Genomic DNA, 18,881 nt, shown 5'->3' with positions numbered 1-18,881 from the left:
CATATCCTCGCGCAGTGAAATCAGAAGCCCAGACTTAGGCCGCAACCGCGGCCGCCTCAAGCCCCGTCGGAGGCCCACGCGCCCGTGCCGGAGGCGACGCCCGCCTCGGCCCGCAGCCCCGGGCGCAGCCGCGCCAGCCACAGCGCCAGCACGATCAGCGGCGCGTTTTCCGCCTCTCCGGTCTCGATCAGGGACATCAGCCCGTCGAAGGAGACGAGGTGGGAACGGATGTCCTCGCCCTCCTCCTCGAGCCCGCCAAGCCGGGCCGAGCCGTCGGGCAGATCGGCAAGGGCCAGAAAAGTGAAGAGATATTCGCTTTTCGCGCCCACCGAAGGGTAAAACCGCGGCGCCGCGATCAGCCGCGAGAGGGTGAGTCCCGCCTCTTCCTGCGCCTCGCGGCGGGCCGTCGACTCGGGCGTCTCGCCGGCATCGACACGGCCCGCGATCGGTTCGAGGCACCAGGGGTTCGCGTCGCCGCGGGCAAGCGGGCCGGTGCGGAACTGCTCGACCAGAAGCACCCGGTCGCGCACCGGGTCATAGGGCAGCACCACCGTGGCATCGCCCGAGACGAAGGCCGCGCGGTCGAGCGGCGGGCTCATCTTGCCGGTGAAGGTGCGGTGACGCAGGGTGTAATCCTCGACCGCGAAGAATTTCGCATAGGGCCGCTCGAGCGCCTCGATCTCGATGTCGCCGGGTTGCGGCACGCGGCGCAGCGTCGCCGGGCGCGGCGCCCGCGCCCGCAGCCGCGAGGCGGCGCGCACGAGAATCAGCGGATAGCGGTGCACCGCGGCCTCGAGCGACAGCACCCCGCGCAGCGCGAGGAACTCCTCGGCCGCCTCGGTCACTGTCTCGCCCCAGCGCGCACGCCAGGCCTCGAAGTCCCAGGGCGCGCCCGGCTGCCAGTGCGCGGCGCCCGCAAGATAGCTGCGCGCCGTCACCCGCCCGCCGCCGTCAAGGCTGACCTCGACCGGGCCGGCGGCATAGCCCGCCTCGTAGAAATCGAGCCGCGGCACCTCGGCCGGGGCGACCTCGGCCACGAGGCCGTTCACCCCGGCGCCGCCCGGCACCAGCATCGGGAAGGACAGCTCCTCGCCATGTGCGTCAAGGGCGACGCGGGCCTCGTGGCCGGGAAGATGCGCCGCGCGCGCCTCGACCGGCCGCCCCAGAATCCGTTCCAGAAGCGGAAGATGGCACAGCGTGCCAAAGAAGAAATGAAGATCCGACACTGTTCCTGCCTGCCGCTGCCCCGTTCGGACCGCGGCACGGTGTCATTGCCAGCGCCGCGCGGCCCAGGCCGAGAGGATAGCGGAAAGCACGCCCCCCAGAAAGAGCGTGACGATCACGTCGAGCTGAAACGCCGCACCGCCAAGCACGACCCCCTGGCCGAGGATGTCGGTCAGCGCCTCGGTCACGGCGTGGTAGCGGCCGCGCAGCATCCGCGCCACCATCTGCAACGCCCCGAGATAGAGCAGCACGGTCAGCGCCAGCCACAGCGCCCCGCGCATCCCGATCCGCGCCGCGCCGGCAAGCGTCGCCTGCGGCACGCTGCCGATCACCCGCCAGCCGATGAGCCAGCCGAAGGACATCGACACCAGCCCGAAGCCCTGGTCCTTCGTTCCCGGCGGCAGATAGGGCAGGATCGCCGAGGCGGTAAAGAAGCCGGTGAGCGCAAGCCCGATCCCGGCGAACAGCTTTGCTGCCGTCGGCAGGGCTCCGCGCGAGCTGCGCAGGATCACTCTCTGCATCGGTCCCCTCGTCACATTCACACTTCGTCAAGCAAGAATGACTAGCAGCCGAATGTGGCGCAAATGAGGAGCGGCCTCAGCCCTTCAGCTGCTGATAGGCCGCAAGCGCCCGCTCGCGCCCCTCGGCCAGCCCGATCAGCGGTTCGGGCGGCGGGGCGGCGGGGTCGAGATGCCAGGACCGCGGCGCGGCCGCATGGAAGGCCTGCGACCCCGGCGCGCCGATGCCGAGGTAGCGGCGCCGATAGCGCCCGTCGGGGTCGAATTTCTGCGCCTGCCCCTCGGGGTTGAAGATGCGGAAGAAGGGCGAGGCATCGGGCCCCGAGCCCGCCACCCATTGCCAGCCCATCGCGTTCGAGGCCGGGTCCCAGTCGATCAGCGTCTCGGCAAACCAGGCCAGCCCGACGCGCCAGTCGGTCAGCAGATGCTTCGTCAGATAGGAGGCGGCGATCATCCGCGCGCGGTTGTGCATCGTGCCGGTGACGAAGAGCTCGCGCATCGCGGCATCGACGAAGGGCACGCCGGTCTGTCCGCGCCGCCAGCGCTCGGCCGCCGGGCTGTCGCCCTGCCAGGGGAAGGCGTCCCACTCCGGGCGCCAGTTGTGGCTCCCCAGCTCGGGGAAATGGTGCATCAGGTGCCAGGCGAAGTCGCGCCAGACGAGTTCCTTCAGGAAGGTCTCGGCGCCCGCCGCGCCCGCGTCCATCGCGCGCTGGCCGTCGCGCCAGATCGTGCGGGCGCTGATCTCGCCCCAGGCGAGGTTCTCGGACAGGCCCGAGGTGCCGGGCTCTGCCGGCAGGTCGCGCCGCTCGGCATAGGTGTCGATGCCGGTTTCGAGGAACCGGTCAAGGCGCGCCAGCGCCGCCGCCTCGCCCACCTGCGCATGGCGCGCGACGACCGCCGCACCGCGGTTCATCGCCGCGCCGAGGCGCCAGTCCGCAAGGGCCTCGCTCGCGGGCCAGCCCAGCGGCGGGCGCAACGCGGTGACGGGCGGCAGCGGCGCGCCCGGGTCGCGCCCGCGCACCGCCTTCCAGTAGGGAGTGTAGACGCGATAGGGCCCGCCCTGCCCGGTCTCGACCGTCCTGGGATCGAACAGCACCTGGCCCGGGAAGGACCGGGCCTCGACGCCCGCGGCCTTCAGCGCCGCCTTGACCGCGGTGTCGCGCGCCTTCGCGGCCGGATCGAGATCGCGGCTCCAGTAGACCGCCGTCGCCCCGGTCTCGGCAATCAGCGCCAGAAGCGTGTCCAGCGCCGCCCCCCGGCGCAGCACCAGCCGCGCGCCGATCCGGTCAAGCGCCGCGGCAAAGGCTGCCAGCGCCTCGCCAAGCCGCCAGCGCGGGGCCGCGCCCCAGACCTCGGCCACCGGGTCGAGGACGAAGACCGGGATCACCGGACGACCGCTTGCGGCGGCGGCGGCCAGCGCCGGGTGATCGGCCAGACGAAAGTCCCGCCGCAGCCACAGAAGGATCGTCCCACTCTCACCCATGCCCGTCTCCCCGTTCCATTCACGCAACCCAAGTCCTTGCGAAGGCTCGCTTTCCCGCGCCCCCGGTGCGGCAACTGCCCCTTCGGCAGGCATCGCGCCGCGCTCACGGGCGAAACACGCAGGCCACACGACAATTTGCTTGTCGTGCCGTTTTCCGCGGTCTAGCGTCGCTTTCGAAGCCCCTCGCAGCTTCCCGCTGCATCCACTCATTACAGGATCACAGTGCTCTCATGAAGAAATCTTCCCTGCTCCTGGCCGGTGTCGCGGCCTCCGTCCTGGCGGCGCCCGCGCTGGCCGCCGACAAGGACCTGCTCGTCTTCGACTGGGCCGGTTTCGAGGTGCCCGGCCTGTTCGAGAAATATCAGGAGAAATACGGCGACAGCCCGACCTATGCCTTCTACGGCGATGACGACGAGGCCTATCAGAAGGTCGCTTCGGGCTTCAAGGCGGACGTCGTGCACCCCTGCTCGCAGATGGTGTCGAAATACCGCGATGCCGGTCTGATCGAGCCCTGGGACGTGTCGAAGATCCCGGCCTTCGCCGACATCGACCCGAAATTCCTCGACAGCCCGATCTTCAAGGACGAGGGCGGCGTGTGGTATCTGCCGACCGACTGGGGCGTGACCGCGATCGCCTACAACCCCGAGCAGGTGCCGGCCGAGGATGTCGCGACGCTGCAGGTCTTCGTGAACCCGAAATACAAGGGCCGCACCTCGCTGCCGAACTCGTCGGACGACGTCTGGGCGCTTGCCTATCTGGCGACCGGCGTCACCGACTGGACCAAGGTCACCGACGAGCAGTTCAAGGCCGCCGCCGACTGGCTGCGCAAGGCCAACGAGAACGTGCAGAGCTATTGGGCCGACCCCTCGGAAATGTCGCAGATCATGGCCTCGGGCGAAGTGCTCGTCGCCTGGTCGTGGAACGACGGCGTCGCCTATCTCAAGGCCGACAACTACCCGGTCGCCTTCCAGCGCGAGGCGAAGGAAGGCTCGTCGACCTGGTTCTGCGGCTATGTCAACATGAAGGACGCGCCCGGCTCGGAAGAGAAGGCCTATGACTTCATGAACTCTTGGCTGCGCCCGGAAGCCGCGCAGCCGCTGATCGACGAGATCGGCTATGGCCATTCGAACACCAAGGGCATGGCGCTGCTGTCGGAAGAGCAGAAGCTCGACGCCGGCCTCGGCCCGATCAACGCGCCGATCCTCGCCCAGGTGCCGAACGATCCGAAGCTGCGCGAGAAGCAGCTCGCCGAGTTCGAGAAGATCAAGGCGGGCTACTGAAGCCCGCCCGCACCGACCGTTCGGGGGCGCCTTCGGGCGCCCCTTGACTTTGGCCCTGCCGCCTCCCCCTTCACATGCAAACGACCATCCGAGGAAAGACGTCATGGCCGCGGCCGTTTCCTGGCAACGCGCCGAGGGCGCAGCACTGTTCATCGCCGCCATCGCGCTCTATCTGCACGCCGGGGCCGGCATCCTCTGGTGGGGGGCAGTTCTGCTCTTCTTCGCCCCCGATCTCGGCTTTGCCGCCTATCTCGCCGGGCCGAGGGTGGGCGCCGCGGGCTACAACCTCGCCCATCTCTATGCCGGCGGAGCGGCGTTGCTGGCGCTTGGCCTGATCGCGGCCCTGCCCCTCGGCACCGCGCTCGGCGCGCTCTGGCTGGCGCATTGCGGCTTCGACCGGATGCTCGGCTACGGGCTGAAGACGCCCGAAGGCTTCGGGCCGACGCATCTCGGCCCGATCGGCAAGGCGCGCTGACCGGCGCGCCCCCCGATGCGCGCGGCCCCCTTGTGCCGCCCCTCGCCCCCCCCTATATTGTCCCTGTCCGGGGCAACCCGGACTATGGGCATAAACGCGCACAGAATAAGCGGATCGGACCCGGGGGCGGTACCCGGCGGCTCCACCAGAACTCCCTCGTTGGGGGCACATGGGGCCGAAATAGGATCGACGAACGTCTAAAGGTGTTTGCTTTGTCTCGGTGAGCTACCACCGTCATCGGTGCAAATTGTACAGTTGCCAACGACAACCGTGCTCCGGTGGCTCTGGCTGCGTAAGCAGTTCGAGTACCGAAACTTAAGTCCTTGCGCTTAGCCGCGTAAGGCGGGGCCCGCAGGAGCCTGGCAACAGAATCCTGCACCTCCCCCTCTCCGTTAACCCTTGGGTAATCGCATTCTGCAATTGTCTGCTCATCACGAGACGAGGCGATGCGATGGACAAGCTCAAGATTCTCGATGACTGGTTCCAGCGGGTCTGGATCGGAGGCGCCTATGCCGAGATCGGCTCCTTCTACACCGAAGATTTCCTCGCCTCCGGCGTGATGCCGGGGCTCGAACTGCGACCGACCGACTTCGCCGAGCTGATCCCGGCACTGAAGGAGATGATCTCCGAACCCTCGGTCACCTACCTGCGCCATTTCGAGAATGACGACTGGCTCTGGACGCTGATGCTGATCCGCGGTCGCGCCGCCGAGACGAATGCGCCGCTCGAGCTGACGGCACAGATCGCGCTGCGCTTCGAGGGCGACAAGATCGCCGAGGCGCACAATCACTTCGACGTGCTGGCCTTCCTCGAGGGCGTGGGCATGCTGCCGCCCGACACGCTGGCGCTGTGCCTTGCCGGCGAACATCTGGGCTAGCGTGCGCCCGCCGCGCCCCCTCTTCCCTTGCGCGCCAAATCCCCTATGCTGAGCGCAAAGGAAAGGGTCCACGTGATGCGCGAAATCGACTACGGCAACCTGATGCACAGAGCCATGCGCGGCCTGATCCAGACCGTGCTGACGGATGTGGCCGACAACGGCCTGCCCGGCGCCCATCACTTCTTCATCACCTTCGACACCCGCCACCCCGAGGTCGAGATGGCGGAGTGGCTGAAGTCGCGCTACCCCGAGGAAATGACCGTGGTGATCCAGCACTGGTTCGAGAATCTCGCGGTCACCGATGACGGCTTCTCGATCACGCTGAACTTCGGCAACAGCCCCGAACCGCTCTATATCCCCTTCGACGCCGTCCACACCTTCGTCGACCCCTCGGTCGAGTTCGGCCTGCGCTTCGAGACGCAGGACTTCGACGAGGAGGATGACGACGAGGAAGAGGAAGACGAGGCCCCCGCCGCCGAGGAAAAACCGCGCGGCGAGGCCGAGGTCGTCAGCCTCGACCAGTGGCGCAAGTAAGCCCGGTATACCTCCGCATACAGATTGCAATATGGCCCCCGGCGCTCTATGACGCCCGGGAAGGTTTTGCGCATTCACGGAGGCCCAGGATGACCGCGACCCGCACCGAGACCGACAGCTTCGGTCCGCTCGAAGTTCCCGCCGACAAGTACTGGGGCGCGCAGACGCAGCGCTCGATCATGAACTTCCCGATCGGCTGGGAGCGTCAGCCGAAACCGATCATCCGCGCGCTTGGCGTGATCAAGAAGGCCGCGGCGCTGGTGAACAAGGCGCAGGGCGACATGGACGCCGAGATCGCCGATGCGATCGTCGCCGCCGCGACCGAGGTGATCGAGGGCAAGTTCGACGACAACTTCCCGCTCGTCGTCTGGCAGACCGGCTCGGGCACGCAGTCGAACATGAACGCGAACGAGGTGATCTCGAACCGCGCCATCGAGATGCTCGGCGGCGTGATGGGCTCGAAGAAGCCCGTGCACCCGAACGACCATTGCAACATGGGCCAGTCGTCGAACGACACCTTCCCGACCGCGATGCACGTGGCCATTGCCATGCAGGCGCGTGACGTGCTGCTGCCGGGTCTCGAGAAGCTCTCGAAGGCGCTCTGGGCGAAGTCCGACGAGTTCAAGGACATCATCAAGATCGGCCGCACCCACACGCAGGACGCGACGCCGCTGACGCTCGGCCAGGAATTCTCGGGCTATGCGACGCAGGTCGACCGCGGCATCGAGCGGGTGAAGCTCGCGCTGCCGCATATCTACGAACTCGCGCAGGGCGGCACCGCCGTCGGCACCGGGCTGAACACCCGCGTCGGCTGGGACAGCCGCATCGCCGCGCAGATCGCCGAGATCACCGGCCTGCCCTTCGTCACCGCGCCGAACAAGTTCGAGGCGCTCGCCGCCCATGACGCGATGGTGTTCTTCTCGGGCGCGCTGAAGACGATCGCCGCCTCGCTCTTCAAGATCGCGAACGACATGCGTCTCCTGGGGTCGGGCCCGCGCTCGGGTCTGGGCGAGCTGATCCTGCCGGAAAACGAACCCGGCTCGTCGATCATGCCGGGCAAGGTCAACCCGACCCAGGCCGAGGCGCTGACCATGGTCTGCGCCCATGTCATGGGCAATGACGCCGCCGTGGGCTTTGCCGGCTCGCAGGGCCATTTCGAGCTCAACGTCTACAACCCGATGATGAGCTACAACGTGCTGCAGTCGATGCAGCTTCTGGGCGACTCGGCCTCGGCCTTCACCGACAACATGGTGGTCGGCACCAAGGCGAACGTCGCGCGCATCGACAAGCTGATGAAGGAAAGCCTGATGCTGGTCACCGCGCTCGCCCCGACGATCGGCTATGACGCGGCGACCAAGGTCGCGAAGACCGCGCACAAGAACGGCACCAACCTGCGCGACGAGGCGATCGCGCTCGGCTATGTCGACGGCGAGACCTTCGACCGCATCGTGCGCCCCGAGGACATGATCGGCCCGAAGGGCTGATCGGGCCCGGCGCGCAGGCGCTGCCGGAAAACCGGAAAGGCGGCCCTCACCGGCCGCCTTTTTGCGTGGCCCCGATCGCGGCAAGAGGGGGCGCTGCCCCCGGCCTTCGGCCTCCCCCGAGGTATTTTCGCCAGGAAGAAAGCCCGGGGTGCTTGTTCTCGGCCCGAAATACTCCGCGGGGGAGGCCGAAGGCCGTGGGGGGCAGCCGCCCCCTCGCCGGCTCAGGGCGTGACCGTGTAGAGGATGAAGCCCGAGGCCGGGGCATAGCTGTCGTAAAGCGCGCGCGCCGTCGTGTTGGTCTCGGCGGTGAGCCAGCGCACCGAGCCATAGCCGCGCGCCCGGGCAAAGGCGCGGACATGGTCGATCAGCGCCCGGCCGACCCCGTGCCCCCGCGCCTCGGGCAGGGTGAAGAGGTCACTCAGATAGACCACCATGCCCCCCGAGAGCGAGCGGTGCATCAGCGAATACTGCACGAGGCCGAGGGCACGCCCGGTCTCGTCGCGGGCGATGTCGGCCCAGTAGGGTTCGGCGTCGGACTGAATCCAGTCCCAGACCTGCGGCTCGGCCGCCTGCGCATCGGTCTTGTAGAAGGCCGCATAGGCACGGAAGAGCGCTTCCCACTCGGGGCGGTCGGCGGGGCGGACGGGGGTGATGGTGACGGTCATGGGGCACTCCTTTTCCCCAAGGGACCCCGCCCAGGTGGCAGGCGCAAGGGAGCAAAATGGCAGACGGGGCGTGGCTTTGGCCGGATCCGCCTCTTGCGCCCGACGCGCCCGGGCGCTTTTCTGGCGCGAACCACCGGAGTGCCCATGCAGACCCTGACGCAATCGCCGCTCGATCCCGCCTTCGTGCAGAATCCCTACCCGTTCTATGACCGGGTGCGAGCGGCCGGGGCCTTCGCGGTCTGGCAGGACTATGACCTGCCGGTCTCGGCCCGGGCCGTGGTGGTCGGCGCCGCGCTGCGCGACCGCCGGCTTGGCCGCGAGGCGCCGCCTGAGCACGCGCCCGAGATCCCGCCCCACCTCGCCCCCTTCTACGCGGTCGAGGCGCATTCGATGCTGGAACTGGAACCGCCGCGCCACACCCGGCTGCGCCGGCTGGTGCTGCGCGCCTTCACCTCGGCGCGGATCGCGGCGCTTGGCCCCGAGATCGAACTGCTGGCCGAAGAGCTGATCGGCCGCTTTCCGGCAGGCGGCGGCGATCTGCTCGCCCATTTCGCCCGCCCGCTGCCGGTGATCCTCATCGCGCGGTTGCTGGGCGTACCCGAGGAGCGCGCCGACGACCTTCTGTCCTGGTCGAACGCCATGGTCGGGATGTATCAGGCCCGCCGCACGCGCGAGAGCGAGGCCGCCGCCGCCGCCGCGACCGAGGCCTTCGTCGACTTCCTCGGTCGCCATGTCGAGGAGCGCCGGCGCCGCCCGGGCAACGACCTGATCACCGAGCTGATCGCCGCCGAGGAGGCGGGCGACCGGCTCAGCCGCGACGAGCTGATCGCGACCTGCATCCTGCTGCTGAACGCCGGGCACGAGGCCACCGTGCACACCATCGGCAACGGGGTGAAGACGCTTCTCGAGACCGGCACCGGCGCCTATTGGCTGACGCCGAACCGGATCGAGGGCACGGTCGAGGAGATCTTCCGCTTCGATCCGCCGCTGCATCTGTTCACCCGCTGGGTCTATGAGGACCTGGAGATCGGCGGTCAGGCCTTTCGCCGCGGCGACCGCGTCGGGTTGCTGCTCGCCGGCGCGAACCGCGATCCGGGGCCGTGGGAGGACCCCGCGCGCTTCAATCCCGGCCGGCCGCAGCAGGTGAATTACAGCTTCGGCGCCGGGGCGCATTTCTGCATCGGCGCGCCGCTTGCCCGGCTCGAGCTGCAGCGCGCGCTGCCCGTGCTCTTCCGGGCGCTCCCCGATCTGCGGCTGTCCGCCCCGCCGCGCTATGCCGACCTTTACCATTTCCACGGGCTCGAGCGGCTCGATCTGTCCTGGTGAGCGCCGCCCCGTCTTCCCCACCCCCGCGCGATATGGCACAGTCATCCCATGGCTGACGTGACCAATCTCAACCGCTTCCGCAAGCAGAAGGCCCGCGCCGAGAAACGCGCGCAGGGCGACGAGAATGCCGCGAAATTCGGCCGCACCAAGGCGCAGCGCGTGCTCGAGGAAACGCAGGCCGAGCAGGCCCGCACCCGGCTCGACGCGCATCGGCGCGAGGGCGACGAGACGCCATGAGCCGGCCGCGCAAGCATTCGCTGACGCTGCACGGGCACCGCACCTCGGTCTCGCTGGAAGACGAGTTCTGGGCGGGGCTGCGCGAGATGGCGGCCGAGCGGGGGCTGGGCATCAACGAGATCGTCACCGAGATCGATGATGCGCGGGTGACCGAATCCGGGCTGGCGACAGCGATCCGGCTGGCGGTCCTGCGCCACTATCGCGCGCGGGCAGGCTCAGCCGGGTAGCGCGCCACGCACCGCCGCCTCGCCCGCCGCCGCAAGCTCCTTGCGGCCGGCAAAGGCCGCGACCTCGAGCGGCGGATGGAACACCACCTCGATCATGCCCTGCCGCGGCGCCGCCAGCACCTTGAGCAGATGCGGCCCGAAGGACATGTCGCCCCACCAGCCGTAAAAGCGCGGGTCCTCGCCCTCGGGGGCGTTGTAGACCACCGTCACCGGTTGCACCCGCATCACCTTGTCGAGCCCGTCGCTGTAGAAGGCCTGAAACAGCGTCGGCTTGAACGGCAACACGCGGCGCCCATCGGTCGAGGTGCCCTCGGGGAAGAACAGCAGGTGGTGGCCGGCACGGATGCGCTCCTCGAACAGCGCCTGCTGCGCCTTCGCCTCGCGCGGGTCGCGGCGGATGAAGACGGTGCCGGTCGCGCGTGCCAGAACGCCGATGCCGGGCCAGCGCGCGACCTCGGCCTTCGAGACGAAATAGACCTTCTGGCAGGCGTTGAGCGAGAAGATGTCGAGCCAGGAGGCATGGTTTGCCACCACGGCGCCGATCTCGGTCATCGGCGCGCCCCTGACGCGGTAGCGGATGCCCATCAGCGGAAAGACGGCGCGGCAGACGGCGCGGGTGATATGCGGCGTCCAGGGCCGCGCAGCGCCATGCAGCGGCCGCTCGATCAGCCGCAGCAGCAGCATCAGCGTCAGCCCGCCATAGATCACCGTCGCCATCGCCCCACCCCGGCGCAGCACGCGCAGCTTGCCCGCAAGGCTCAGCGGCGCAACATCGGGTTCCGGCTCGCCATGCCAGGTGGGGCTCACGGCTTCGCCTCGCTGCGGCGGGTGTAGAACTCGCGGTGCTTGTCCGACATCGCCTGCGTGTCCATCAGCAGCAACACGTCGGTGGTGTTGAAGGGGGTGTCGATGAAGGCCCCCTCGCCCACGAAACCGCCAAGCCGCAGATAGGCCTTGATCAGGTTCGGCATCTCGGCCATCGCCTGCCGGCGGTCGAGCTCGGCCTCGGGCACCAGGTCCATCGGCTGGAAATGCGCGGAGAGCGCCCGCACGCGCAGCGCCTCGGGGGCGAGGTGGTGGTGGTGCAGCCAGGCAAGCGGCATCCGCAGCGCCGCGGCATCGGTGCCATGGAACGAGGCGACGCCGAACAGGATCTCGATCCCGTTCGCCAGCACGTAATCGGCCAGCCCGTTCCACAGCATCAGCATCGCCGCCCCGCCGCGGTGATCGGGATGCACGCAGGAGCGGCCGAGTTCGAGCAGCTTGCGCCCCGAGCGGCGCAGCGCCGTCAGGTCATATTCGCTGTCGCAGTAATAACGGCCGAAACGCTCGGCCCGGTCGGACGGCAGCAGCCGGTAGGCGCCCACGACATGGTCGAGATCGTCGGGGTTGCGCGACGGGTCGATCAGCACGAGATGGTCATAGACCGCGTCGAACTCGTCGATCTCGAGCCGACCGGCATGGTCGACGAGCGGCCCGTCCCCGCCGAGCTCCTCGACGAAGACCTCATAGCGCAGCCGTTGTGACGCCTTCAGGTCGCGCGCATCGCGCGCCAGACGGATTTCATACGCGAGCGGTTCGGAAACCATCAGCTCCTGCCCCTTGTCCCTGCCGCGTTTCTAGGACAGGCGGCGGCCGCGATGCAATGCCGCGCGGCGCGCTCCGCGGTGTCTTGATTCCGCCACCCACTGTGCGATGGTCGGAAAACCCAAGCCAGGCTGGAAGTTAACGTTTTTTCAACCCTGGTCTGGAATAACGAGGAACAACTGGACCCGGCGTCCGTCGATCACCTGTTTGCCCGCATGCTCGAAATTCACCGTGACTTTCTCGCCCACGCGCGACTGCACCTGACCGACGCCCCAGTCCGGCGCCTGGGGATTGCGCACCAGCATCCCCGGTTCGAGAAATTCATTCATCCTGCTCTCACCTCCGGATTGCGCCATGCAGACTGACACGCCCGAGACCGAAGCCGACCTGGTGGCCCTCGTCGGGTCGCGACTCTGCCACGACCTTATCAGCCCATTGGGCGCGATCGGCAACGGGGTCGAGCTGTTGACGATGTCGGGGGCACCGATGAGCCCGGAACTGCAGCTGATCGCGGAAAGCGTCGCCTCGGCCAATGCGCGGGTGAAGTTCTTCCGCATCGCCTTCGGCCAGAGCAGCACCGACCAGCGCCTCGGCCGGCCGGAACTCGTGACGCTGATGCGGGCGCTGTCGCAGGGCGGGCGCACGACCTACGACTGGCAGGTCGAGGGCGACCAGCCGCGCCGCTCGGTCAAGCTCGCCTTTCTCGCGATCCTCTGCCTCGAACCCGCGATGCCGCGCGGCGGCACGATCAGCGTGCGCAACGACGACGGGCAGTGGCAGGTCAGTGGCACCGCCGAACGCACGAAACCCGATCCGGCGCTCTGGGCCAACCTCGATGGCGAGGCAAGCAAGATCAGCCCCGCGCAGGTGCAATTCGCCCTGTTGCCGCGCGAGGCCGCGGCACAGGGGCGCGCGCTGCACTGGGAGATGTCGGACAGCGGCGTCGCCATCACCTTCTGAGCAAAAGGCCCCGCATCGCTGCGGGGCCTTTGTCTTTCTGGCGGCGGCCCGGCTCAGGTGCGGCAGGTGCCGTCGCCGGTGACCAGATACTTGAACGAGGTCAGCTGTTCCGCCCCCACCGGCCCGCGCGCGTGCAGCTTGCCGGTGGCGATGCCGATCTCGCCGCCCATGCCGAATTCGCCGCCATCGGCGAACTGGGTCGAGGCGTTGCGCATCAGGATCGCCGAATCGAGCCGCTGGAAGAAGCGCGCCGCGGTGGCGTCATCCTCGGTCAGGATCGATTCGGTGTGGTTCGAACCATAGCGGCGGATATGGGCGATGGCGCCGTCGACACCGTCGACGATCTTCGCCGCGCAGATCATGTCGAGGAACTCGCGGCCGAAATCGTCGGGTGCGGCGGGCACCGTGCCTGGCACCTTCAGCAGATCGCCCTCGGTGCGGACCTCGACGCCGGCCGCGACCAGATCCTCGACCAGAACCGGCCCGTGCTTCTCATAGAAGGCGCGGTCGATCAGCAGGCATTCCATCGCGCCGCAGATCCCGGTGCGCCGGGTCTTGGCGTTCAGCACCACGCGCCGCGCCTTGGCGACATCGGCCGCGCCATCGGCATAGATGTGGCAGATCCCCTCGAGATGGGCAAAGACCGGCACGCGCGCCTCGCGCTGCACAAGGCCGACAAGCCCCTTGCCGCCGCGCGGCACGATCACGTCGATATAGGCCACGGCATGCAGCATCTCGGTCACCACCGCGCGGTCGCGGGTGGGCACCAGCTGGATCGCCGCCTCGGGCAGGCCCGCGGCGCGCAGCCCCTCGACCATGCAGGCGTGAATCGCCCGGCTCGAATGGAAGCTTTCCGACCCGCCGCGCAGGATCACCGCATTGCCGGCCTTCAGGCACAGCGCGCCGGCATCCGCTGTCACGTTCGGCCGCGATTCGTAGATCACCCCGATCACGCCCAGCGGCGTGCGCACGCGCTGGATATGCAGCCCCGTGGGCCGGTCCCATTCGGCGATCACCGTGCCGACCGGATCGGGTTGCGCGGCAACCGCGCGCAGCCCGGCGACGATCGAGGCCACCCGCCCCTCGTCGAGCTTCAGCCGGTCGAGCATCGCGGGCGTCAGCCCCTTTTCGGCCCCGAAGGCCATGTCCTCGGCATTGGCGGCGAGAATCTCGTCCAGATGTGCCAGCACCGCATCGGCGGCCGCGGTCAGCGCCGCCTCCTTGGCCGCCGCTGGCGCATAGGCAAGCTCGGCGGCCGCGGCGCGCGCGGCGGCGCCCATGGTGTCGATCAGGCTCTTGGCGTCAAATGCGTCCGTCATGGCAGGCTCCTTCGCTGTCGGTCCGATATAGGACCGGCGCGGAAACCGGGCAAGCGCGCAAGAGGCCCCGAGGGGCCAATGCGCAGCTTTCGGGCCGCACGGAGCAAGATCATGTTCCGGAAGGGAGGGAAATGGCGCGGTTGACGGGGCTCGAACCCGCGACCCCCGGCGTGACAGGCCGGTACTCTAACCAACTGAGCTACAACCGCGCATTTCAGCGCTCGGCGATCGGGGAGGTGGCGCGGTTGACGGGGCTCGAACCCGCGACCCCCGGCGTGACAGGCCGGTACTCTAACCAACTGAGCTACAACCGCTCACCTCCGCCCGATCGCTGTCCGAGCGTGGGGCGTGTTTACGCAGGCCCGCGCGCCCCGTCAAGCGCCTCCGTGAGAAAAGTTCCGGTTTTTCTTTCGCCCCTGCCTCATTTTCCGGAAACCCCTGATTTTCAAAGAAAATGGCCCCCTCCTTGACGGAGGGGGCCAGGTTCGCCGATCAGGCTCGTTGATGCACCGCCCGAGGTGTTCGTGGTTTCGCCTGGGCCTTCTCGGCGTCTGGGGCGAGCGCACCCGCCCCGGATCTCAATGCAGGGCCACCGCGCCGCTGGTCAGCAGCGTGACAGTGGTCGAGGCGCCCGCCATGCGGATGTCGGTGACGTCAAGCGTGTGGTGGTCGAGATCGCCCCCCAGCAGCTCGATCGAGGCGCCGCCGCGGAAGGTCGCGTCCAGCACCGAGGTCAGCGCGTCGCCCGCGAGCTGCGCCACGACCCCGCCCGGGATCCGCCGCAGCGCCTTGGCCGCAATCCGTTTGTTTCCGACGATCAGCTCCACCTGGGGCGTCCTTCTGTCTTCCGTGCTGCCCTTGCGGGCGTCCGTGGTCTTCGTTGCGGCCCGGCATCGCGGCCGGGCCTTGCTCAGGCCGCGCGCGGCCCTCAGCTGCAGCCCGAGGTGGCGCCGCAGGTGTTGCACTTCATGCAGGTGCCGTTGCGCACCAGCGTGTAGTTGCCGCATTCGCCGCAGGCCTCGCCCTCGTAGCCCTGCAGCTTCGCCTTGGTGCGCGCATCCATGGTGACGACCCCCGAGGCGAGCGAGGTCGTCGCCGCGGCGCCCGGCGCCTTCGCGGTTTCCGGCACCAGCGTGTTCAGCGCCGCGATCGGATCGGCCGCGCCCGACAGCGCCATGCCACCCGCCGCGCCACCGCGCAGCACCACCAGTTCCTGCGGCAGCCGCTTGCGCAGATAGCCCGAGGACGAGATCTGCCGCAGCACCTCGAGCGATTTCGACGCCGCCGACTCGCTCACCGGCTCGACGTTGCGCTTGCCCTCGTCCTTGCCGCCGCCCAGATCGTCGAAGGCGGTCCCCTTCGGCTTGATATGGGCGAGGTCGGTGCGGTCGAGATAGCTGACCGCCAGTTCGCGGAAGACATAATCGAGGATCGAGGTCGCGTTCTTGATCGAGTCGTTGCCCTGCACCATGCCGGCCGGCTCGAACTTGGTGAAGGTGAAGGCGTCGACGAATTCCTCGAGCGGCACGCCATATTGCAGGCCGACCGAGACCGCGATGGCGAAGTTGTTCATCATCGCGCGGAAGCCCGCGCCTTCCTTGTGCATGTCGATGAAGATCTCGCCGAGCGAGCCGTCATCGTATTCGCCGGTGCGCAGATAGACCTTGTGACCGCCGACGATCGCCTTCTGGGTGTAGCCCTTGCGGCGCGACGGCAGCTTTTCGCGGTGCGAACGGACGATCTCCTTCACCACCACCTTCTCGACGATCTTCTCGGCAAGGGTGACGGCCTTTTCCTGCTGGCTGCCGGTGGCGAGGATCTCCTCGGCTTCCTCGTCATCCTCGACCAGCGCCGCGGCGAGCGGCTGGCTCAGCTTGGAACCGTCGCGATAGAGCGCGTTCGCCTTGATGCCGAGCGACCAGCTCAGCTCATAGGCGGCGAGCGCGTCCTCGATCGTCGCCGTGTTCGGCATGTTGATCGTCTTCGAGATCGCGCCCGAGATGAACGACTGCGCCGCCGCCATCATGCGGATGTGGCTGTCGACCGACAGATAACGCGTGCCTTTCTTGCCGCAGGCATTGGCACAGTCGAAGACGGCGTAATGCTCGGGCTTCAGGAAGGGCGCGCCCTCGAGGGTCATCGTGCCGCAGACATGGTCGTTCGCCGCGTCGATCTGCGCCTTGGTGAAGCCGAGGTGGCGCAGCATGTCGAAGGACGGGTCGTTCAGCTTCTCGACCGGGATGCCCAGCGTCCCGGTGCAGAAATCCTCGCCCAGCGTCCACTGGTTGAAGACGAAGCGGATGTCGAAGGCCGAGGGCAGCGCCGCCTCGATCTTCTCGATCTCGGCCGCGCCGAAGCCATGGCCGATGAGCGACGTGCGGTTGATCGCCGGGCAATTGCCCAAGGAGCCGTGGCCGACCGCAGAGGCGATGATCTCCTCGATCTGCGCCGAGGGGTAGCCCAGCGACTCGAGCGCGGCGGGCACCGAACGGTTGATGATCTTGAAGTAACCGCCGCCGGCGAGCTTCTTGAACTTCACCAGCGCGAAGTCCGGCTCGATGCCCGTCGTGTCGCAATCCATCACCAGACCGATGGTGCCGGTGGGCGCGATCACCGAGACCTGCGCGTTGCGGAAGCCATGCGCCTCGCCAAGCGCCAGCGCCTCGTCCCAGGCCGATTTCGCCAGCGTCACCAGCGCCGGATCAGGGCAGTTCGCGGCATCGAGCGGCACGGGTTTCACCTCGAGCCCCTCATAGCCCGTCGACAGCCCATGCGCCGCGGTGCGGTGGTTGCGGATCACCCGCAGCATGTGCGCGGCGTTCTTCGCGTGGCCCGGGAAGGCGCCCAGCTCGGCCGCCATCTCGGCCGAGGTCGCATAGGCGACGCCGGTCATCACCGCGGTGAGCGCCGCGCACAGTGCCCGGCCCTCGTCCGAGTCATAGCCAAGACCCATGGTCATCAGCAGCCCGCCGATATTGGCATAGCCAAGGCCGAGCGTGCGGAAGTCATAGGAGCGCTGTGCGATCTCCTGGCTCGGGAACTGCGCCATCAGCACCGAGATCTCGAGCGTGACCGTCCACAGCCGGGTGGCATGCACATAGGCATCCGCGTCGAACTTGCCGCCCTTGTGGAAGGTCAGCAGGTTCATCGAGGCAAGGTTGCACGCCGTGTCGTCGAGGAACATGTATTCCGAGCAGGGGTTCGAGCCGCGGATCGGACCGTCCTCGGGGCAGGTGTGCCACTCGTTCACCGTGTCGTGGAACTGGATGCCCGGGTCGGCACAGGCCCAGGCGGCGTGACCGACCTGATCCCAGAGCTCGCGCGCCCGCACCGTCTTCGCCACCTTGCCGTCGGTGCGGCGCAGCAGCTCCCACGGCGCGTCCTCCTTCACCGCCTTCAGGAAGGCGTTGGTGACGCGCACCGAGTTGTTCGAGTTCTGCCCCGAAACCGAGATATAGGCCTCGCTGTCCCAATCGGTGTCATAGGTCGGGAATTCAATGCTGTCGAAGCCCTGCCGCGCGTATTGCAGCACGCGGTTGATGTAGGTTTCCGGGATCAGCGCCTTCTTGGCCGAGCGGATCGCCGCCTTCAGCCCCTCGTTGACGCCCGGGTCGACGCGGCCCTCTTCCGAGCCGTCCCAGACGCGGATCGCGTCGAAGATCTTGTTCAGCTCGCGCTCGTGCATCTTCGAGCCGGCCACCAGCGAGGCGACCTTCTGCTCCTCGATCACCTTCCAGTTGATGAAGGCCTCGATATCGGGGTGATCCATGTCGCAGATCACCATCTTCGCCGCGCGCCGCGTGGTGCCGCCCGACTTGATCGCGCCGGCCGCCCGGTCGCCGATCTTCAGGAAGCCCATCAGCCCCGAGGACTTGCCGCCGCCCGAGAGCTTCTCGCCCTCGGCGCGCAGGCTCGAGAAGTTGGTGCCGGTGCCCGAGCCGTATTTGAACAGACGCGCCTCACGGACCCACAGGTCCATGATCCCGCCCTCGCCCACCAGATCGTCACGCACCGACTGGATGAAGCAGGCATGCGGCTGCGGGTGTTCATAGGCCGAGGCCGATTTCGTCAGCTTGCCGGTGACGTGGTCGACGTAATAGTGGCCCTGCGACGGGCCGTCGATGCCATAGGCCCAGTGCAGGCCGGTGTTGAACCACTGCGGGCTGTTCGGCGCGGCCATCTGCTCGGCCAGCATGAAGCGCATCTCGTCGTAATAGGCGCGCGCATCGTCCTCGGTGCTGAAATAGCCGCCCTTCCAGCCCCAATAGGTCCAGGCGCCGGCCAGCCGGTCGAACACCTGCTTGGCTGAAGTTTCGCCCACAATGCGCTGATCTTCCGGCAGGTTCTCGAGCGCCTCGGTATCCGGAACCGAGCGCCACAGGAACTCGGGCACGCCCTTCTCGCGCACCTTCTTCAGCGCCGCGGGAACGCCCGCCTTGCGGAAGTATTTCTGCGCAAGCACGTCGGAGGCAACCTGGCTCCAGCCCTCGGGCACCTCGACGCAGTCGTTGTGGAACACGACCTTGCCATCGGGGTTGCGAATTTCCGAAGTGGTGGTGGTGAAGGCGATCTCGCCATAGGCGCCGGTCTTGGCCGAGGTGAACTTGCGTTCGATCTTCATCTGCACTGTCCCGTGTTCAAAACAAACCCGCCGCGCCGGTTCGCAGGGACGCCAGAACCGTCCC

19 protein-coding genes, 2 tRNA genes and 1 other RNA gene are annotated in these 18,881 nt (G+C 68.0%); 10 read left to right on the top strand and 12 right to left on the bottom strand.

Translation table 11 applies throughout. From position 1 onward, the window contains the following. Positions 1-56: 56 nt before the first annotated feature. The 3 genes from AC0QTQ_RS06970 to AC0QTQ_RS06960 form a co-directional block, all read right to left on the bottom strand. Entirely contained in the window at positions 57-1,226 is a 1,170-nt protein-coding gene (locus tag AC0QTQ_RS06970; protein WP_480258854.1) for an NUDIX domain-containing protein, read from the bottom strand. A 42-nt stretch (positions 1,227-1,268) separates the two neighbouring features. Then, a complete protein-coding gene (locus AC0QTQ_RS06965) occupies positions 1,269-1,745 on the bottom strand; it encodes a TrgA family protein (RefSeq protein WP_480258853.1) in 477 nt (158 codons plus the stop codon). A 76-nt stretch (positions 1,746-1,821) separates the two neighbouring features. Next, positions 1,822-3,225: a cryptochrome/photolyase family protein gene (locus AC0QTQ_RS06960; protein ID WP_480258852.1), complete on the bottom strand. Its 1,404-nt coding sequence runs from the start codon at positions 3,223-3,225 to the stop codon at positions 1,822-1,824. A gap of 230 nt (positions 3,226-3,455) precedes the next feature. On the opposite strand from AC0QTQ_RS06960, the gene AC0QTQ_RS06955 reads away from it, so the two are divergent. The 6 genes from AC0QTQ_RS06955 to fumC all read left to right on the top strand — a co-directional run bounded on the left by AC0QTQ_RS06955 (position 3,456) and on the right by fumC (position 7,875). Beyond that, complete coding sequence (locus AC0QTQ_RS06955) at positions 3,456-4,505, top strand: ABC transporter substrate-binding protein (RefSeq protein WP_121533992.1); 1,050 nt, start codon at positions 3,456-3,458, stop codon at positions 4,503-4,505. A gap of 103 nt (positions 4,506-4,608) precedes the next feature. Continuing rightward, complete coding sequence (locus AC0QTQ_RS06950) at positions 4,609-4,980, top strand: DUF4260 family protein (RefSeq protein ID WP_480258851.1); 372 nt, start codon at positions 4,609-4,611, stop codon at positions 4,978-4,980. 26 nt (positions 4,981-5,006) lie between these two features. Further along, positions 5,007-5,360: a transfer-messenger RNA gene (gene ssrA / locus AC0QTQ_RS06945) on the top strand. Between the two features lie 71 nt (positions 5,361-5,431). Beyond that, complete coding sequence (locus AC0QTQ_RS06940; RefSeq protein WP_121533990.1) at positions 5,432-5,857, top strand: nuclear transport factor 2 family protein; 426 nt, start codon at positions 5,432-5,434, stop codon at positions 5,855-5,857. A 72-nt stretch (positions 5,858-5,929) separates the two neighbouring features. Then, positions 5,930-6,391 (top strand): SspB family protein, encoded by a 462-nt coding sequence (locus AC0QTQ_RS06935; protein ID WP_480258850.1) that lies wholly within the window; start codon positions 5,930-5,932, stop codon positions 6,389-6,391. 89 nt (positions 6,392-6,480) lie between these two features. Then, entirely contained in the window at positions 6,481-7,875 is a 1,395-nt protein-coding gene (gene fumC, locus AC0QTQ_RS06930; RefSeq protein WP_121533988.1) for a class II fumarate hydratase, read from the top strand. A 221-nt stretch (positions 7,876-8,096) separates the two neighbouring features. Here the strand turns inward: fumC and AC0QTQ_RS06925 are convergent, their stop codons facing one another. Then, the gene (locus AC0QTQ_RS06925; protein ID WP_480258849.1) at positions 8,097-8,540 is read right to left on the bottom strand and encodes an N-acetyltransferase family protein; all 444 of its coding nucleotides are present in this window, start codon (positions 8,538-8,540) and stop codon (positions 8,097-8,099) included. A 144-nt stretch (positions 8,541-8,684) separates the two neighbouring features. Here AC0QTQ_RS06925 and AC0QTQ_RS06920 point away from each other — a divergent pair, with 144 nt between their 5' ends. Genes AC0QTQ_RS06920 through AC0QTQ_RS06910 form a run of 3 tightly spaced genes read left to right on the top strand, consistent with a single transcriptional unit; the run spans position 8,685 to position 10,330 of the window. After that, complete coding sequence (locus AC0QTQ_RS06920; RefSeq protein WP_480258848.1) at positions 8,685-9,866, top strand: cytochrome P450; 1,182 nt, start codon at positions 8,685-8,687, stop codon at positions 9,864-9,866. Between the two features lie 48 nt (positions 9,867-9,914). After that, on the top strand, positions 9,915-10,103 hold the full coding sequence (locus AC0QTQ_RS06915; RefSeq protein WP_121533985.1) for a DUF4169 family protein: 189 nt from the start codon (positions 9,915-9,917) through the stop codon (positions 10,101-10,103). After that, a complete protein-coding gene (locus AC0QTQ_RS06910; RefSeq protein ID WP_121533984.1) occupies positions 10,100-10,330 on the top strand; it encodes a ribbon-helix-helix domain-containing protein in 231 nt (76 codons plus the stop codon). Before AC0QTQ_RS06915 ends, AC0QTQ_RS06910 begins: the two co-directional genes overlap by 4 nt. Here the strand turns inward: AC0QTQ_RS06910 and olsA are convergent. The 3 genes from olsA to AC0QTQ_RS06895 all read right to left on the bottom strand — a co-directional run bounded on the left by olsA (position 10,319) and on the right by AC0QTQ_RS06895 (position 12,246). After that, a complete protein-coding gene (gene olsA, locus AC0QTQ_RS06905) occupies positions 10,319-11,137 on the bottom strand; it encodes a lyso-ornithine lipid O-acyltransferase (RefSeq protein ID WP_480258847.1) in 819 nt (272 codons plus the stop codon). The genes AC0QTQ_RS06910 and olsA overlap by 12 nt on opposite strands. Then, positions 11,134-11,919, bottom strand: coding sequence for an L-ornithine N(alpha)-acyltransferase (gene olsB, locus AC0QTQ_RS06900; RefSeq protein ID WP_480258846.1), 786 nt, complete (start codon positions 11,917-11,919; stop codon positions 11,134-11,136). The genes olsA and olsB overlap by 4 nt, the downstream gene beginning before the upstream one ends. Before the next feature lie 147 nt (positions 11,920-12,066). Beyond that, positions 12,067-12,246, bottom strand: a complete 180-nt coding sequence (locus AC0QTQ_RS06895; RefSeq protein WP_113900145.1) for a DUF3553 domain-containing protein — start codon at positions 12,244-12,246, stop codon at positions 12,067-12,069. A 25-nt stretch (positions 12,247-12,271) separates the two neighbouring features. Between AC0QTQ_RS06895 and AC0QTQ_RS06890 the strand changes: the two genes are divergently transcribed. Further along, on the top strand, positions 12,272-12,877 hold the full coding sequence (locus AC0QTQ_RS06890; protein WP_480258845.1) for a histidine phosphotransferase family protein: 606 nt from the start codon (positions 12,272-12,274) through the stop codon (positions 12,875-12,877). A 53-nt stretch (positions 12,878-12,930) separates the two neighbouring features. Here AC0QTQ_RS06890 and AC0QTQ_RS06885 read toward each other — a convergent pair whose 3' ends face one another. From AC0QTQ_RS06885 to AC0QTQ_RS06865, 5 genes are all read right to left on the bottom strand, one after another. Beyond that, a complete protein-coding gene (locus AC0QTQ_RS06885) occupies positions 12,931-14,196 on the bottom strand; it encodes a glutamate-5-semialdehyde dehydrogenase (RefSeq protein ID WP_480258844.1) in 1,266 nt (421 codons plus the stop codon). Positions 14,197-14,328: 132 nt separating this feature from the next. Next, positions 14,329-14,405 (bottom strand) — tRNA-Asp (locus AC0QTQ_RS06880). A gap of 28 nt (positions 14,406-14,433) precedes the next feature. Then, a tRNA-Asp gene (locus AC0QTQ_RS06875) sits at positions 14,434-14,510 on the bottom strand. Positions 14,511-14,774: 264 nt separating this feature from the next. Beyond that, entirely contained in the window at positions 14,775-15,023 is a 249-nt protein-coding gene (locus AC0QTQ_RS06870) for a hypothetical protein (RefSeq protein ID WP_121533980.1), read from the bottom strand. A 101-nt stretch (positions 15,024-15,124) separates the two neighbouring features. Beyond that, positions 15,125-18,817, bottom strand: a complete 3,693-nt coding sequence (locus tag AC0QTQ_RS06865; RefSeq protein ID WP_480258843.1) for a vitamin B12-dependent ribonucleotide reductase — start codon at positions 18,815-18,817, stop codon at positions 15,125-15,127. Positions 18,818-18,881 lie beyond the last annotated feature (64 nt).

The sequence above is a fragment of the Paenirhodobacter sp. YD-8 genome (genome assembly GCF_056590935.1).
The sequence above is the reverse complement of the archived record's forward strand: the minus strand, read 5'-3'. Positions and strand labels throughout refer to the sequence as shown.